We start from the raw sequence: 16310 nt of genomic DNA on the forward strand, positions 1-16310 counted from the left end.
CCTTCGGTCTCCACCGTGGCGGTCAGTCCGCACCCGGGTCGTGCGATTCCAGGGGCCTGGTCGCCGGGCCTTCCAGGACCTTGCCGTCGATATCGAAGCGCGATCCGTGGCACGGGCAGTCCCAGCTGGTTTCGGCATCGTTGAACGCCACGAGACAACCCAGATGGGTGCATACCGCCGATACCGAGTGCAGCCGCCCGTCGTGGTCGCGGTAGACGGCGCTGCGGCGCCCGGACCTGCGCATCACCGCTCCGCTTCCCGGGGCGAGGTCCGCGGCGGAGTCGACGAAGGTATGCGGGCGGAGCCGGTCGCCGACGAGATGGCGGCCCACATCCAACCCGGACGTCAGCACGCTGCCGGCCTCGACCTTCGGATGCAGGCGGCGCGGATCGTAGATCTTCGCCCAGGGCGCCGGTTCGCCGGCGAGTTCGGCGGCCAGCAGGCGCCCGCCCATGATCCCGTGGGTCATCCCCCAGCCGCCGAAACCCGTGGATACGTACACGTGCCGGGCGCCGGGATGGAAGCGACCGATATAGGGCATCCCATCGGAGGTGGTGTTGTCCTGGGCGCCCCAGTGGTAGGCGAGGGAGTCCACCGGGAAATGGTCGCGAGCCCACTGCGCCAGCAGGTCGAACCGGTCCGTGGTGGAGGCCGTGCCCGGCCGTAGGTGCTCGCCGGTGATGATGAGCAGCCGCCGGTCCGCGCCGTACGGGGCGGTGCGCACCGAGCGGGTGTTGTTCTCCGGCGTGATGTACATTCCCTGCGGGTCGTGCTCGGCGGCGATCACGCCCGCGACGGCCAGCTCGCGCCGGGGCTGCAGCCTCGCGAACAGCAGTGCTCGGTCGAATACCGGGTAGTGGGTGGCGACCACGACATCCCGCGCACGCACCACGGCGCCGGACTCGGTGGTCAACCGGCAGGGGCTGCCCTCGTCCAGCGCGACGACCCGCGTGCGTTCGAAGATCCGGCCGCCACGCGCGATCAGGGCCTCGGCCAGGCCGAGCAGGTAGCGGCGCGGATGGAACTGGATCTGGTCCGCCACGCGGACGGCCGCCGCCACCGGAAAGGGCAGACCGGTCTCGGTGACCAGGGTGGCCGGCAGCCCCGCATGCCGCGCGGCATCGACTTCGGCGCGAATCTGGCCGATCCGTTTCTCCTCGGTGACATAGGTGTAGGCGGGCGCCCGCTCCAGTTCGCAGTCGATACCCAGTTCGGTGGCCGTGCGGTCGAGATGTTCGATCGCCTCCTGCTGCGAGCGGGCGTACAAGCGCGCGGTCTCCTCGTCGAACGAAGAACGCAGCATGTCATAGACCAGTGTGTGCTGGGCGCTCACCTTCGCCGTGGTGTAGCCGGTGGTTCCGCCGACTATCCGGTCGGCCTCGAGTATTACGACCGAACGCCCGGTGGCCGCGATCTCCCAGGCGCTGCAGATCCCCGCGATGCCCGCGCCGACCACCGCGACATCTGCCTCGATATCGCCGGTCAGCGGCGGATACGACGTCGGCCCGGTGGAATCCATCCAATACGACTCGGCTGTTCCCATGGGTGAGTTCACGGCGCGTGAATACCCCGGACCCGGCCGGCCACACCCGGCGCCGCGCGCCGGGTATCGGCCGGTCGGCGGGCCGGGCGCGGCAGTGCGGTGCGCGCGGCTTCCGTACAGCGTAAAAGATGGATACGGTGGGGCGGATATCCGGGCAGTGGAAGGAACGAAGATGTCGGTCGGCGCCCCGGTGAACGCACATATCCAGGAACTCGGTGGTGGTTTCATGTTTTCGAGGGAGGCCCGGGAGTACGCCGCCGAAACCGGTAGGGACGAATTCTTCGGTCCCTATACGCGCGGCCGCGGGGGCGTGCTCGGTGAGGTGGACGCCGAGGTGGTGACCGCGGCGTTCGGGTTCTTTCCGGCCCACTCGATCCGCGCGGCCTGGGAGTCGGTCCCGATGCCCGCCGCGAAGGCCGCCCACCGGTACGCGCTGGCCTGTCAGGACTTCGGCCGCCGGAAGCTCGCTTCCTTCGACGAGGCGCCGTGCCTGGCCGAACTGCTGGACGCCGTTGTCGCGGCAGCGGACCCGGCCGGACTCCCGTTGTTCGCGGGGTGGCGCGCCGTACCCCTGCCCGGTGACGCGCCGGGCCGCGTCATGCAGCTCGCCCACGTCCTGCGCGAACTCCGCGGCGGACTGCACCTTCTCGCCGTGCGGGCCGCCGGTATCACCCCGCTGCAGGCCGTGCTGATCTCGGGGTCGCCCTTCAACGACGGTCCCGGCCAGGCCCGCTGGTACGGGTGGCCCGAACCGTTCGAAGAGATCTCCGACGAGATCCGCGCCGCCTGGCAGCGTGCGGAATCGATCACCGACGACCTCATCGCCCCCGCGTTCGCGGTGCTCGGCGACGACGCGGGAACCGAACTCACCCGCCTGGTCGCCGCTGCCCACACCGCGACCTTCGCCCGCTGAGACCGGCCGGTCGCGACGCCCGGTGCCCGCCACCTGCTCGCTACGCTCTTCCCGCCGGTGACGGTACCCACGGCCGTGGCGGGGTACGTTGTCCCTGCCCGTGGCGCCCGAGCAGGTCCCGGCCGGCGCGGAAACCACGGGCCGGCGTCGCCGGGCCGCAGGTCACTGCGCATCTACGTCGCCGAGTCCGATGGGTCGCGAGTGGCACGAGGCGTTCACCTCCGCCGATCATCTCGCGCTGACCGCCGCCGGCGCCGTCCTGCTCGTCACCGCGTTGCCCGTGTTGGCCTTCGTCCGGCAGCGACCGGCGCATGTCGCCGCCGACTGACCTTCGACGAAGTGTGCCCACGGCCGCGGCATCCGGGTTCACCGCACCGGATGGCGCGGCGCCGAACACATTGCGCGCGCCGCTGCCGGTGGAGTCCGCGGCCGTCGCGGGCCGCTTCGGGCTCACCCGGCCGTGGACTCCCAGACGAAACCGTCGGGATCGGTGAACGAACCAGCGGTGCCGGCGATGACGATACGGTGTGAACCGTCCCCGTCCGGGGAGACGCCGGCGTCCTTCGCCGCGGCGCGGCGTCCGTAGAGTGCCAGCTTCACCGGCGAGTCGGGGGTCGCGAATTCCACGTACTTGCCACCGAAGCTCTTGGCCACCGTCAGGCCACGTTCGACATAGAACCGCTTGCCGGCCTTGACGTCGTCGACCCCGAGCAGTAGCACGACCTCGTCGATGTCGCGGGTGACCGGCCCGGTGTCCTTCTTCTTCGAGGTCGTGATCTTCCAGATCGCGCCGTCGGGTGCCCGGAGGACACCTCCGTAGCCCCAGAAGCTCTTCGCGGCGGGCTTCAGGGTGGTGAAGCCGGCGCCGAGCGCGCTGTCGACCAGACTGTCCACGTTCCCGGGTTGCGACACCACCAGGGAAAGGATGTAGCCGCGGAATCCGTTCGTGGGGGCTTGCCCGGCGCGGAAGTCCAGCCCGGCACCGAGGCCGAAGGCGGCGGCGTAGGTGGCTCGGGCCGCGTCGGGGTCGGGTACCTCGAGGTGGACGGTGAGGGCGGTGGTGGTGTGTGTCGAAGCGTTCATGCTGCTCACGCTAATTCCGGGCCGGTCACCTGCGCTTCTCGATTCCTGATCAGTGCGCTCCGGTGGACTGTGACGATTATTGCAGTGCAGGGAACTCGTCGGGCCGCGCACCGTCCGGGCCCGCCGGATGCGGGCCGCACACGAGTCTCCGCCGGGGTGGCCGAGGTCGTCGATCCGGCACCGCCTGGATCGACGACCTCGGCCACCCACGTGCGGAGCAATATGGTGCTGCCCGGTGCCCGGCGCAGGCAACGAATCCCGACCGTGGTCGGGGGCACTACCTTCCTGGAGGACCCTGTGGTCTACTCGCCGAGACCCCGGGCACTCTCGCGACTCAGTCGGTTTCGAGAGTGGTGACCACGGGTGTCACCCCGGTGGTCAGGTCCAGGACCGGGCAGTGCGCCTCGACCGCGGCCTGGAGTTCGGCGTAGCGCTCGGCGGTCTCCGGTCCGGTGATCCGCACCCGCACTCGCACGGCCTGGAACCCGGCGCGCACCCGGTCGTCGAGACCGAAGAAGCCGCGCACGTCCAGGTCGCCTTCCGCCTCGACAGATAGGTCGTCGACCACGAGGCCCAGGCGCTGGGCCCAGAACCGGTAGGTGACGATATGGCAGGAGATCAACGCGCCGAGATAGACCTCGACCGGATTGGCGGCGGTGTCGTCGCCACCCAGCGCCGGTGGTTCGTCCACCGGGAAGCGGTGTGTGCCCGCGGTGATCGTGCTGCCCACCGCGCCCTGTGGGGCGCCCGCGGCCCGGAAGAGCACCGTGGCCGCGGCGGGGTTCTCCCGCACGGCCTTCGTGGTGGCATCGGTGATGTCGTTGAGCGCTGTGGTGCCGGTGGTCATGGTCGCCGACGGTAGATCCGGTGCGGGCGGTCGGCCAGGATTGTGCTCGCGCTGAGGCCAATCCGTGCCGGACCGCGCCGGGGCGCGCAGCAGAACGGCCGCTGCCACAGGGCAACGGCCGCGGGGTTCGAAAGCACATCGGGTGCCCCGCCGCGAAAGCGGGGCACCCGATGCTCGGTGGGATGCCGTTCGAGAACGAGCGGCCGGAAATCAGCCCGCCAGATGTGCCTCGATGGCCTCGATGATGCGCGGACGCAGTTCGGCGGCCCGGATGACGGCGTCGACCGAACCGACCTCTACCGCGCGGTGGATATCGTGCACGCGGTCGAACTCGGCGGCGACCTCACCGAGTTTCTCGGTGCGGACCGTGGACCGGAGCTCGTCGAGTTCGGCGGTGAGGGTGGCGCGGTCGGTGCCGGAGGCGTTCGCGGCGCGGGCCTCCAGATCGCGGACCCGCGGGTCGGCCGCGGTCCGCTTGTCCACCTCGCCGGCGAAGACGACCGCGGCGGCGGGGGCGCCACCGAGCACCGAGGCGAACGACCCCTCCAGTGCGAGCACGGTCATATTCGGGTTCAGCGTCTTGGAGAACACGACGAACGCACCACCGTGGTACCGCGAGATCACGGTGAACACGATCGGACCCTGGAAGTTGACGATCGCGCGGCCGATCTCGGCGCCGTACTCCAGCTGCAGTTTGCGCATCGATTCCGGGGAACCGTCGAAGCCGGACAGATTCGCCAGCACCACCAGCGGCCGGTTGCCGCTGGCCGCGTTGATCGCCCGCGCGGCCTTCTTCGACGATCGCGGGAACAGGGTGCCCGCGGTGTAGGTGTCCGGACCGTCGGTGGCCGGGAAACCGCGCCGCGGTACGCCCCGCGACTCGATACCCAGCAGGCACACCGGGATTCCGCCCAGGTGTGCGTCCTGGACCACCGAGGTCTCGGCATCGGCCATCCCCGCCCACCGTTCCAGCACCTCGTGGTCCTGGTCGGCCACCGCCCGCATGACCGTGCGAATATCGAACGGCTTCTTGCGGTCCGGGTTGGCCGTGGCCGAGAAGATCTGGCCGACCGTGGTGAAATCGCTGTCCGCCATGACATGCGGGAAACCGGAGATGTCCCGATCCACCGGGTCGGTGGTCGGCGCCCGGCGCGGCCCCTTCTCACCGGGGACGACATAGGTGTGATCGTAGTGCGACATCAGCACGGCCCGGGCGGCGTGCAGGTTCGGCGCCCAGTACTGGGCCTGCCCGTTCGGGCCCATGACCCGGTCGTAACCGCCGATACCGAAGTTGTCCTCGGCCGAGACACCACCGGAGAAGTCCAGGGCCTGCTTACCGGTGAGGACCATGGCCGAATCCGGGGTCATCACCAGAATGCCCTTGGTGTGCATGAGCATGGTGGCTTCGGCGTTCCAGTACGGCTGGGCGCCGACATTGATCCCCGCGACCACGATATTGATCTCGCCGCCGTCCTGGGTGAACTCGACGATGCGCTTGAGCGCCGCCGCCACCCAGTCCATATTCTCGGTACCCGAGGTCATCGAGATCCGGGCGCCCGAGGACAGCGCGTACCACTCCAGCGGGACCTGCAACTTCTCGGCCAGATCCAGCGCGGCGATCACCCGGCGGCATTCCGGCTCCGACAGCGCGCCCAGCGATTTGGTGGGATCGCCGAGCAGCACCACCCGGGTGACACCCTCGGGGTGCCGCTCGGTCACGGTGGTCACCACACCCGCCACCATCGCCGCGGTGTTGCGGCCCTTGGGCCGGTCGACCGGCACCAGCGCGTGGTCGGCGTCGAGGTCGTACTCGGTGAATTCACCGAGCAGGCCGGTGAGCTCGTACGGGTACACCGTGTTGCGGCTGCTGGCGCGCAGCACCTTCTGCCGGTAGGCGTCCAGCGGCTCGACCGGATCGTCGGACCGCTCGCCGACGGTCAGTTCGGTGCCGCCGGTGGCGTCGAAGGAGATCCGCAGGGCCAGCTTCACCAGATCACCGGTCCGGGCGTCCCGCTGACGTGCGATGAGCAGGATCTCCTCCAGGCCCGCACCCGTGGTCGTGGGGCGCACCCGCTCGACGATCGCCTCCAGTTCGCCGCGGGTGATATCGATCGGCGGCCAGACGTACATCACGATGCGGTTGGTCTGCAGCCGTTTGGACGACGGCCGCCCCGCCTGGGCGCGGCGGATGGAGTCCAGGCAGGTGGCGATGGTGCTCTCCGCCGTCGGCAGCGTGACCAGCCGGCCGTCGTGGTCACGCAGCGCGGTCAGGTCCCGGACCTGAGCGAACGCCACGAGACGCTCATCGGCCGGGTTCTCCTTGGCGACACACCGGAACAGGTACACCTCCTCGTTGTCCGAGGACGGCAGCTGGGTCAGGTCGAACTTGTGCAGCCGCTTCATCTGCATCCGCTGCGCGATATAGGGGTGCAGACCGCGGATGAGACGTTCCTCGTCGAGGCCGGTCGCCGACGGACGGAATGTGAAGTGGTAGTGCATGACCGCGTTGGCGCTGCCCGCGACGGTGGCGGTGATCCGGTGCACCTGGTTGGACACCGGCTGCGCGTTGAGCACCTCCTGCAGTGCCGCCGCCATGGCATCGAAGTCCTCGGGCTGGTTCTCCCAGGACAGGTAGATATCGGCCTCGATGGAAGCGGAACCGGTCGACAGTTCGGCCAGTCCGGCCACCACCCGGGGGAGGGAGTCGAAGCTGACGGCGGCCGATACCAGGCTCACGCCCTTGCGTTCGGCGACGACGAAGGTGTAGTCGCCGGCGTCGCGGGTGCGAACGTCGGTGAGGTCCTTGTTGCCGTAGTAGCGGCGGGTCAGCACCTCGAGCATGACGGTGTTGTCCGCGGAGCCGCGCGAGAGGCGCTGGCCCAGCAGGCGCACCAGCGGTTCGGTGGCGCTCACCATCTCGGCGATCCGCGCGGTCCGGTCGGACGCCTGCGGATGCGCGTCCAGGTAGCTGAGGTGCTTGCGCGCGTCGGTGTAGACGCGGGCCCGGTTGCGGCGCAGCACCGGCTGCCCGTACCAGGCGAAGACCAGGCCGCGGGTGAGATCCGCGATCACCGGGAACCGCACCTGGGTCGCGGCGACGAGCCGCTCCAGCGCCAGGCCGACGGGTTCGCGCAGGACCCGGTCCGGCATTGGCTCGTTCAGCCATTCGCGCAGCAGTGCCGAGACGACCTCGACCGTATCGGCGGGCCGTTGCTGGGCCAGGAAGATCCGGAACACCGCGGCCTCGAGGTCGGGCGTACGGTCCAGTTCGGTGACGCCGTAGTGCGCGAGCGCCTGGGCGAGCTTCGCGCGGTAGGACTCCGGCAGCCCGGCCCGCTCGACGTCGAGGCTCTGCAGATAGGTGTGGAAGTACTCGCGGGCACTGTGGACGTGACCCGGGGTGGGGTCGTCCTCCCAGGACCGATTGTGGCTCAGTTCGGCCAGGTCGGCGAAGACCTGCACCAGTTCGAGCTCCTCGGCCAGCGGCCGGCGATTGTCCGCCACGGCCGCGCGCCGGGCCGCCAGGTACTCGTCGAGCACCCGGCGGTCGTCGTGCGGGTCGACATCGAAGCCCAGCAGTAGGCTACGCAGATCCTGCTGGCCGCGGACGATCCGCTGGTGCGGCTGCGGATCCGATTCGGCGGGCAGATCCAGTTCGACCGCGGCGGTCGCGGTGTCGGCCTCGGCCTCGTCACCCTCCTCGGCGAGCGGTTCCAGCCGCAGTAGCGGTGCGCCGGTTTCCACCTGGGTGCCGACCGAGACATTGCATTCCTTGAGCCGGGCCCGGAACGGCGCGCGCAGCACCGTTTCCATCTTCATGCTCTCCAGCACCAGTACCGGTGCGCCGGCCTCGACCTCGGCGCCGACCTCCAGCGGGGTGGCCACGACCAGCGCGGGCGCGGGGGAGCGGACGACGCCGCCCTCGTCCCGGCTGACCCGGTGGGTCACGCCGTCGACGTCGACGAGGTGCACCGGCCCGTGGGTGCCGGTGATCAGGCGGTAGCGGACGCCGTTGACCACGAGCTGACCGGTGTGCTGATCGAAACGTTCGAGATCGACGTCGGCGGTGCGGATATCGGTACCCGCCTCGATACCGACCCGGAACCGGTGCGCGCCGATGCGGGCGACCCGCACCCGGTAGCTCGCGCCGCGCAGCTTCAGGTCGAGCGGACGTCCGCTGTCGTGCTGTACCTGGGGACGGCCACCGGAGGCGGTGGACAGCAGCCGGTGCTGCTCGACCTGCTCCTCCTCCTCGTAGGCGTCGATGGCGGCGGCGGCCAGGGCGATGGCGGAGTGCCGGTGGGAGACGAGCCGGCCCTCACCGCGCACCCGGTCGATCCAGCCGGTGTCCGCGCTGCCGTCGATGACCTCCGGCTGGTCCAGCAGGTCGAGGACGAAACTCTTGTTGGTGGCGCCGCCCTCGATGATCACCCGGGTCTCGATGACCGCCCGGCGCAACCGGCCCAGCGCCTCGTCGCGGTTACGGCCGTAGGCGATGATCTTGGCGATCATCGAATCGAAATCGGCGGGGATGGTGTCGCCCTCGCTGACGCCGGTATCGACGCGGATACCCGGGCCGGCCGGCAGGTCCAGATGCGCGATCCGGCCGGGGGACGGGGCGAAGTCGCGGTCGGGGTCCTCGGCATTGAGCCGGGCCTCGATGGCGTGCCCGCGTTCGGCCGGCGGTTCGCCCTCGAGCCGGCCGCCGGAGGCCACGTGCAGCTGCGCGCGGACCAGGTCGAAACCGGTGGTGATCTCGGTGATCGGATGCTCGACCTGCAGACGGGTGTTGACCTCGAGGAAGGCGAACAGTTCGTCGCCCGGGTGGTAGAGGAATTCGACGGTCGCCGCGCCGCGATAACCGACCGCGACCGCCAGCCGCTCGGCCGACGCCTTGAGTTCGGCCGCCTGCTCGGGCCGCAGCACCGGCGAGGCCGATTCCTCGATGACCTTCTGGTTGCGCCGCTGCACCGAGCAGTCGCGTACACCGAGCGCCCAGGCGGTGCCCTGGCCGTCCGCGATCACCTGGACCTCGACGTGCCGGGCGCCGGTGACCAGCCGCTCCAGGAATACGATGCCGCTGCCGAAGGCGCGGGCCGCTTCCTGGCTGGTGCGCTCGTAGGCATCGACGAGCTCGGCCTCGTTGTTGATCACGCGGATACCGCGGCCGCCGCCGCCCGCGGTCGCCTTCAGCATCAGCGGATAGCCGATCTCGGCCGCGGCCGCCGCGGCGGCTTCCACCGTCTCGACCGCGCCGCGGCTCCAGGGCGCCACCGGCACGCCGACCTCTTCGGCGATCAGTTTCGCGCCGATCTTGTCGCCGAGTTTGCGCATGGCGTCGGGGCTCGGACCGATGAAGGTGACGCCGATCTGCTCGCACAGTTCGGCGAACGCCGGGTCTTCGGCGACGAATCCCCAGCCCACCCAGGCGGCGTCGGCGCCGGTCGCCAGCAGCGCGCGCTCGAGGGCCTTGAGGTCGAGGTAGGGGCGGGCCGCGGCGGGGCCGAGGTCGTAGGCGATATCGGCTTCCCGGACGAAGGTCGCGTTCCGGTCGACATCGGTGTGCAGCGCGATGGTCTGGATCGGCTGCCCGGTTTCGGCCGCCAGATCCCGGACGGCGTGGACAAGGCGCATCGCCGCCTCTCCCCGGTTCACGATGGCGATACGACTGAACACTATCCCTGGCTCCTTCGTCTGTGGGGCACGGTCACGGATGAGCCGTTTTCGGCTCGGCTCTGCGTAGTGTGCACCCGCGGGACCACTATGTGCACAGCGTGCGGGTGCTACTCGCCCGTATTTTCGGTGGGCGGGTCGATCGGCCGGGTCGTAGTGACCGAGTGATCCGGAGAACACTTACCCGAAAGACATGTCGCAATCCACCGACACGGCGCTACAGTCGCCGATCGTTGGATTGAGCGAAGGGCGTCCCTGGTCGGTCGCGGTGGCGAGTTCGTGCAGGTGACGCGGCGCGTCCGGGTTCCCGCTCGCCGGGAATCCGGGTGGCTTTCCCCGATCCGGCGGCGGCCGCAGTACTGCCCGGCGAGGTGCACGGTCGGGTACGGACAGCACATTCCGGGCATTCGGCAGCCGGCCGGTCGCCGGAACCCCGGCGGCGCGCGCAGCCGGGGGCCTTGCCGGCCACGGCCGGGTTCAGTGCAGCAGGGTGCCCAGGTGCCGGGCCGCGTCGCGGACCGCGACCGCCAGGGTCGGCTCGTCGTCGACCTCGAAGACGGAGATGCCGATGGTGGCTTCCGGTTCGCCCCGGCGGCGGGGTACGAGCGCGGAGATGCCGAACACGGTCGCGACGACCTCACCGCGGGTGACGGCGTAGCCGCGGTCACGAGCCGTCTCGACCTCGGGTCGTTCACCGGGAACGGGCGGCCCCGCGGCCAGCATCGCCAAGCCCGCCGAGCCGCGGTCGATGGGATGGACCTGTCCCGGCCGGAAGGCCACATGGACCTGCGCGTTGCGCGGTTCGACCACCAGCAGCGCGCGCACTTCGGTGGCGTTCTCGCGCAGTACGAGGTGGACGGTGGCGCGGGTGCGTTCGGCGAGTTCCTCCATCACCGGCCGCGCGACTGTACGCAGATCCTGTTCGACCGGCTCGGCCAGGGTGACCAGGCCCGCACCGAGGGTGACGCGTTTGGTGTCGTCGCGGCGGCACAGGCGGTGGGCCTCCAAGGTGCGGACCAGCCGGTGCGCGACGGTGCGGTGCACGCCGACGGACTCCGCGAGATCGGTGATCGACAGCCCGTGGGGATGGCGGGCCAGGCTCTCCAGGATGTCGAGTCCGTGGTGGAGCGTTTTCGACATTCCGGAGTCGAGCTCGACTCCGGTGGCGTGTGCACTCCCGGTGGCGGTGCTGTGGTTCATCACGTTCCTTCTTGACTTTTGTGAGTGGCGACACCTAGCCTTCACTCATATCGCACAGTGCGTGCGATTATCGCACATTGAGCCGGTGGGGGCAAGCGGAGGCTCTGCGATCACGTCGAGGAGAATTCGATGACCACGGTGTCGATCGGCGACCTGCCCGATCCGGCGACGGTCGCCGCGGTCCACCAGCTGTACGGCTTCCAGAGCCATCACATCGACAACGGCCGGGCCGCCGACTGGGCGGCCACCTTCACACCGGCCGGTGAGTTCCACTCACCGAGCTATCCCGAGCCGGTCACGGGGACCGCGGCGCTCACCGAATTCGCGCGCGCGTTCCACGCAGCGGCCCGGGGGGCCGACGAGGTACATCGGCACGTCGTCACGAATATCGCGGTCCGGCGACTCGACTCCTCGACCCTCGAGGTCGGCGCCTACCTGCAGATCGTGGCCACCCCGCGCGGCGGGTCCGCGCGCCTGGTGCGGATGACCACGCTCGCGGACCGCCTCGAACTCACCGGCGACCGCTGGTCGGTCGCCCACCGGCGCGTCTCCCGCGACGACGCGCCACAGCGGTAGGCCGCGGTCCGACCCGCACGGATTTCCATACGATTTCGGAGGACAACAGATGAGCACCACCACCGAGCAGCTCAATCCCGGGCGCACGGACGCGGCACCGATGACCGCGCACTACCCGGAGATGGCCGGCAAGGTCGCCGTGGTCACCGGGGCGGCGCAGGGGATGGGCGCGGTGTTCGCGGCAGGCCTGGCCACCCGCGGTGTGTCGGTGGTGGCCGCCGATATCAACGAAGACCAGGTCGTCGCGACCGCGCAGGGGATCGGGTCCGAACTCGCCGCGCAGCCGCTCGCGGCGGAACCGGGTCGCGTGGTCGGGATGCGTGCGGATGTGACCGTCCCCGCCGATCACGAGAAACTCGCCGAGCGTGCCGTCGCGGAATTCGGGCGGATCGATTTCTGGATCAATAACGCCGGTATCTTCCCGTTCGCGCTCGCCGAGGACATCTCGCCCGAGCAGATCGGCGCGACTCTGAAGGTGAACGTCGAAGGAGTGCTCTACGGCGCCCAGGCCGCGGCCCGGCATATGGCGCCCGGCGGCGCCATCGTGAACATGTCCTCGGTCTCGGCGCTGCGGGTACGCAGGGGGCGCGGCGCCTACTGCACGTCGAAGGCCGCGGTGGCGCATATGACCGAATCGCTCGCCGTCGAACTCGGTGACAAGGGAATCCGCGTCAACTCCATCGCGCCCGGCTATATCGATACCGCGATGACCCGCTGGGTGCAGGACGATCCGGCGGCCCTCGCGCACGCGCTCGAGGTCGTCCCGCTGCACCGGCTCGGCTCCCCCGAGGAAGTGTTCGGCCCCCTGCTGTTCCTGCTGTCCGACAGTGCCCGCTACGTCACCGGGCACAGCATCGCCGTCGACGGTGGGTCCCGCCATGTCTGACCGGCCGACCTATCCCGGCGTGGTCCTGGTCACCGGCGCCGCCGCGGGCATGGGCGCCGCGCATGCCCGGGCGCTGGGTGCGCTCGGCAGCCATGTATGCCTGGCCGACGTCGCCGACACCGACGAACTGGCGGCGGAGATCGTCGCCGCCGGCGGGTCCGCCAGCACCCACCGCCTCGATGTCGCGGACCGGGAGGACTGGACCCGGGTGGTGGACGAGGTCGGTTCCCGGCTCGGTGAGCTCGGCGGGCTGGTGAACAACGCGGGTATCTCGCGGCGGCTCGAGTTCATGGACACCCCGGACGAGATCTGGGACCGGACCCTGCGGATCAACCTGTTCGGCCCGTTCTACGGAATGCAGGCCGTGGCACCGCTCATGCGTGATTCCGGCGGCGGTTCCATCGTCAACATCTCCTCCATCTCCGGGCAGATCGGCTACTTCTCGCCGGCCTATTCCGCCAGCAAATGGGGGCTGACCGGGTTGTCGAAATCGGCGGCCGGTGGCCTGGCGAAATGGAATATCCGGGTCAATTCCGTCCATCCCGGTCTGGTGGGCACGGCGCTGGTGAGCGGCTCGGGCGGGTTCGTGGAGTCGTCGCTGCGGTCCATCCCGATGGGCCGGATGGGTGCGCTGCAGGAGATCACCGACGCCGTCCTGCACCTGCTGTCGGACCGGTCCAGCTATATGACCGGCAGCGAGGTCACCGTCGACGGTGGCCTGGTCTCCAACGGCCTGTACCACCGCATCGTCGCGGAGACCGAGGGGAGCCTGTAGTGGACGACGCATTCGATGTCATTGTGATCGGTGGCGGCGGGGCCGGGCTGGCCGCGGCGGTCTCGGCCGCCGAGGACGGCGCCTCGGTGCTGCTGTTCGAATCGGAACGGGAGCTGGGTGGTTCCACCCAGCTGTCCGCGGGCCTGTTCACCGCGGCCGGCACCAGTGTGCAGCGTGCGCTCGGTATCGAGGATTCGGCGGAGAAGTTCTTCCAGCACTACATGGATCTCAACCAGTGGGTGCTGCGCCCGGGCCTGATCCACACCTTCTGCGAGCAGGCCGCGCCGACGCTCGAATGGCTCATCGGCCTCGGAGTCGAGATTCCCGCCGTGGAATCCGGGAACGCCCACCAGCCCGGTCTGGCCCGGGCGGGCGTCGAGGATGTCTGGCGGGCGCATGTCCCCAAGGACCAGGGCTACGGCCTGGTCCAGGTCCTGGACCGGGCACGGCGTGGGCACGGTGTCGAGGTGGTACTCAACACCCGGGTGGAAGAACTCCTGGTCACCGACGGCCGGGTCACCGGGGTGGTGGCCGACGGTATCGAGGTGCGCGGCGGTGCGGTGGTCGTGGCCACCGGCGGATTCGCCCAGGACCCCGGCTTCGTGGACCGTTACTTCCCGGCGGCTCGTGCGGCGGGCGACGCATTGTTCGTCGTCGCGGCGCCGGGCAGCCGGGGCGACCATCTTCGATTCGGCGCGCGGGTCGATGCCGCACTGGCCGGGCATGAGTGGGGTCTGCTCATGCCCACCGTGTACTTCCAGCGACACCACCACTGGCAATCGGGTTTCCCACCGCCGTCGCGGCTGTACGTCAACCGGGACGGCCGGCGATTCATGGACGAGGACGCGCCCTACGCGGTATCCACCGGCATCCTCGACCAGCAGGGCGGGTCCGCCTGGATGATCTTCGACGAGAAGGCACGGGTGGGGCTCCCGGCCGGTTACACCGATTGGACCCCCGAGCGGGTCGCCGAGGAGGCCGCCGCCGGGCGCACCGCCCGGGCCGATACCTGGGACGAACTCGCGGCGGCCATCGAGGTGCCGGCCGTGACGCTGCAGGCCAGTGTCGACCGGTGGAACGCCCAGTTGCCGGCCGGCGCCGACGACGATTTCCGCCGCCATGTCTCGCTGGCCGCCAAGCACAGCGATACCCGGCTCGAACCGATCACCGAGGGACCGTTCTACGCGGCCGAGATCCTGCCCGCCGAACTCGTCTGCACCCATACGGGTCTCGAGATCGATTCCGATACTGCCGTCCTCGACGCCACCGGGCGTCCCGTTCCGGGACTCTTCGCGGCGGGCGAGGCCGGAGGCGGGGTCCTCGGACTCCGCTATGTGGGCGGCGGCAACGCCGTCGCCAACGCATTGACTATGGGGCGCATCGCCGGTCGCGCGGCCGCGGCCGAGTCGCACTCTCGCACGAAAGCACAAGGTAACTGACATGTTGGGACACGAGCTGATGCCCGAAGAAGCGCACCGCTCCGATTCGGCCGCCGGTGGCGCCGGGGGCCAGTCATCGGTGAAGGTGGTCCGCGCGGCCATCGTCGGTACCGTCGTCGAGTACTACGACTTCGGTATCTACGGGTACATGGCGACCGTGGTCGCCACCCTGTTCTTCGTCTCGGAGAACGAAACGGCCGCGCTGCTGGGCACCTTCGCGGCGTTCGCGGTGGCGTTCTTCCTGCGGGTGCCCGGCGGGATCTTCTTCGGCCATATCGGTGACCGGTACGGCCGCAAGAGCGCGCTGTCGTGGACCATCCTGCTGATGGTGGTCGCCACGGTGCTGATGGGGTTGATGCCGACCTACGTCACGCTGGGCGTCTGGGCCACCGCGGCCCTGGTGCTGGCCAGGTGTCTGCAGGGTTTCGCCGCCGGCGGCGAACTCGGCGGTGCCAACGCCTTCGTCTCCGAATCGGCGCCGCGGCGCTGGCGCGCGACCCAGACCTCGATGGTCAACTCGGGCACCTATCTCGGATCCCTCATCGCCTCGCTGGTCGCGCTCGCCCTCACCTCGATCTTCTCCGAGGAGACAATTCTGTCGTGGGCGTGGCGTATTCCGTTCCTGCTCAGCGTGGTCATCGGTGTCGTCGGTATCTGGATCCGCAACCATATGGAGGACACCCCGCAGTTCGAGGAACTCGCCGAAAAGGGTGAGACGAAGAAACTGCCGGTGATGGAACTGCTGCGCACCTCCGGCGGCGCCGTGGTCAAGATCGTCTTCTTGGGTGCGCTCATCACCGGTGGTTACTACATCGCCTCGGTGTACGCGGCGACCTACCTGCAGACCACGGGCGGTCATTCCTCGACGCTGGCGTTCCTGTCCACCTCGCTGGCATTGGTGCTGGGCGTGATCACGCTGCCGATCGCGGGCTACCTCGCCGACACCTACGGGCGCAAACCGGTACTGCTGTGGGGCAGCGTCGCCGCGGCCCTGCTCGGCGTCCCGATGTTCGTGCTGATGGCCGGGGCGGGCGCCTGGCAGGCGGTGGTCGGCCAGTCGGTCCTGTTCATCTGCGTCTCGGTCGTCAACGGTGCCTCGTATGTGACCTACGTGGAGATGCTGAAGGCCTCGGTCCGCTACAGCGGTCTGGCGCTGGGCAACAACATCACCAATATGCTGCTCGGCGGTACCGCACCGTTCATCGCGACCTGGCTCATCGACGTGACCGGCAATTCGCTGGCGCCCGCGGGCTACTTCGTGTTCTGCGCGCTGCTCACGCTGGGCACGGTCTTCTTCGTCGAGGAGACCAAGGGCATCGAACTGCGGGTGGACTGAGCGCGTCGCCGCCGCGGGCCGACCGAGGTCACCCGCGGC

General features: G+C 69.7%; 12 protein-coding genes. 7 read left to right on the top strand and 5 right to left on the bottom strand.

Annotated elements, in window-relative coordinates; genetic code table 11:
• Positions 1–22: 22 nt before the first annotated feature.
• Entirely contained in the window at positions 23–1555 is a 1533-nt protein-coding gene (locus ACLML9_RS05210; RefSeq protein ID WP_411944405.1) for an FAD-dependent oxidoreductase, read from the bottom strand.
• A gap of 160 nt (positions 1556–1715) precedes the next feature.
• Between ACLML9_RS05210 and ACLML9_RS05215 the strand changes: the two genes are divergently transcribed.
• Positions 1716–2456 carry an SCO6745 family protein gene (locus ACLML9_RS05215; protein WP_411944406.1) on the top strand — a complete coding sequence of 247 codons (741 nt, stop codon included), beginning with the start codon at positions 1716–1718 and terminating at the stop codon, positions 2454–2456.
• Positions 2457–2646: 190 nt separating this feature from the next.
• Complete coding sequence (locus ACLML9_RS05220) at positions 2647–2784, top strand: hypothetical protein (RefSeq protein WP_411944407.1); 138 nt, start codon at positions 2647–2649, stop codon at positions 2782–2784.
• Between the two features lie 122 nt (positions 2785–2906).
• On the opposite strand, the gene ACLML9_RS05225 is transcribed toward ACLML9_RS05220, so the two are convergent.
• From ACLML9_RS05225 to ACLML9_RS05240, 4 genes are all read right to left on the bottom strand, one after another.
• Positions 2907–3539, bottom strand: coding sequence for a glyoxalase (locus ACLML9_RS05225; RefSeq protein WP_411944408.1), 633 nt, complete (start codon positions 3537–3539; stop codon positions 2907–2909).
• 334 nt (positions 3540–3873) lie between these two features.
• Positions 3874–4386: an OsmC family protein gene (locus ACLML9_RS05230; RefSeq protein ID WP_411944409.1), complete on the bottom strand. Its 513-nt coding sequence runs from the start codon at positions 4384–4386 to the stop codon at positions 3874–3876.
• Between the two features lie 210 nt (positions 4387–4596).
• Positions 4597–10062 carry a carboxyl transferase domain-containing protein gene (locus ACLML9_RS05235; RefSeq protein WP_411944410.1) on the bottom strand — a complete coding sequence of 1822 codons (5466 nt, stop codon included), beginning with the start codon at positions 10060–10062 and terminating at the stop codon, positions 4597–4599.
• 474 nt (positions 10063–10536) lie between these two features.
• On the bottom strand, positions 10537–11259 hold the full coding sequence (locus ACLML9_RS05240; protein ID WP_411944411.1) for an IclR family transcriptional regulator: 723 nt from the start codon (positions 11257–11259) through the stop codon (positions 10537–10539).
• Between the two features lie 129 nt (positions 11260–11388).
• Between ACLML9_RS05240 and ACLML9_RS05245 the strand changes: the two genes are divergently transcribed.
• The 5 genes from ACLML9_RS05245 to ACLML9_RS05265 are packed head-to-tail and all read left to right on the top strand — an operon-like array spanning position 11389 to position 16271.
• Positions 11389–11835: a nuclear transport factor 2 family protein gene (locus ACLML9_RS05245; protein WP_411944412.1), complete on the top strand. Its 447-nt coding sequence runs from the start codon at positions 11389–11391 to the stop codon at positions 11833–11835.
• A gap of 49 nt (positions 11836–11884) precedes the next feature.
• Positions 11885–12721, top strand: coding sequence for an SDR family NAD(P)-dependent oxidoreductase (locus ACLML9_RS05250; protein ID WP_411944413.1), 837 nt, complete (start codon positions 11885–11887; stop codon positions 12719–12721).
• The gene (locus ACLML9_RS05255; RefSeq protein WP_411944414.1) at positions 12714–13496 is read left to right on the top strand and encodes an SDR family NAD(P)-dependent oxidoreductase; all 783 of its coding nucleotides are present in this window, start codon (positions 12714–12716) and stop codon (positions 13494–13496) included. The genes ACLML9_RS05250 and ACLML9_RS05255 overlap by 8 nt, the downstream gene beginning before the upstream one ends.
• Entirely contained in the window at positions 13496–14935 is a 1440-nt protein-coding gene (locus tag ACLML9_RS05260) for an FAD-dependent oxidoreductase (protein ID WP_411944415.1), read from the top strand. The genes ACLML9_RS05255 and ACLML9_RS05260 overlap by 1 nt, the downstream gene beginning before the upstream one ends.
• 19 nt (positions 14936–14954) lie before the next feature.
• On the top strand, positions 14955–16271 hold the full coding sequence (locus ACLML9_RS05265) for an MFS transporter (RefSeq protein ID WP_411944434.1): 1317 nt from the start codon (positions 14955–14957) through the stop codon (positions 16269–16271).
• Positions 16272–16310: the final 39 nt, after the last annotated feature.

This window comes from Nocardia sp. NPDC002869 (assembly GCF_046764065.1).
GTDB lineage: Bacteria > Actinomycetota > Actinomycetes > Mycobacteriales > Mycobacteriaceae > Nocardia > Nocardia rhamnosiphila.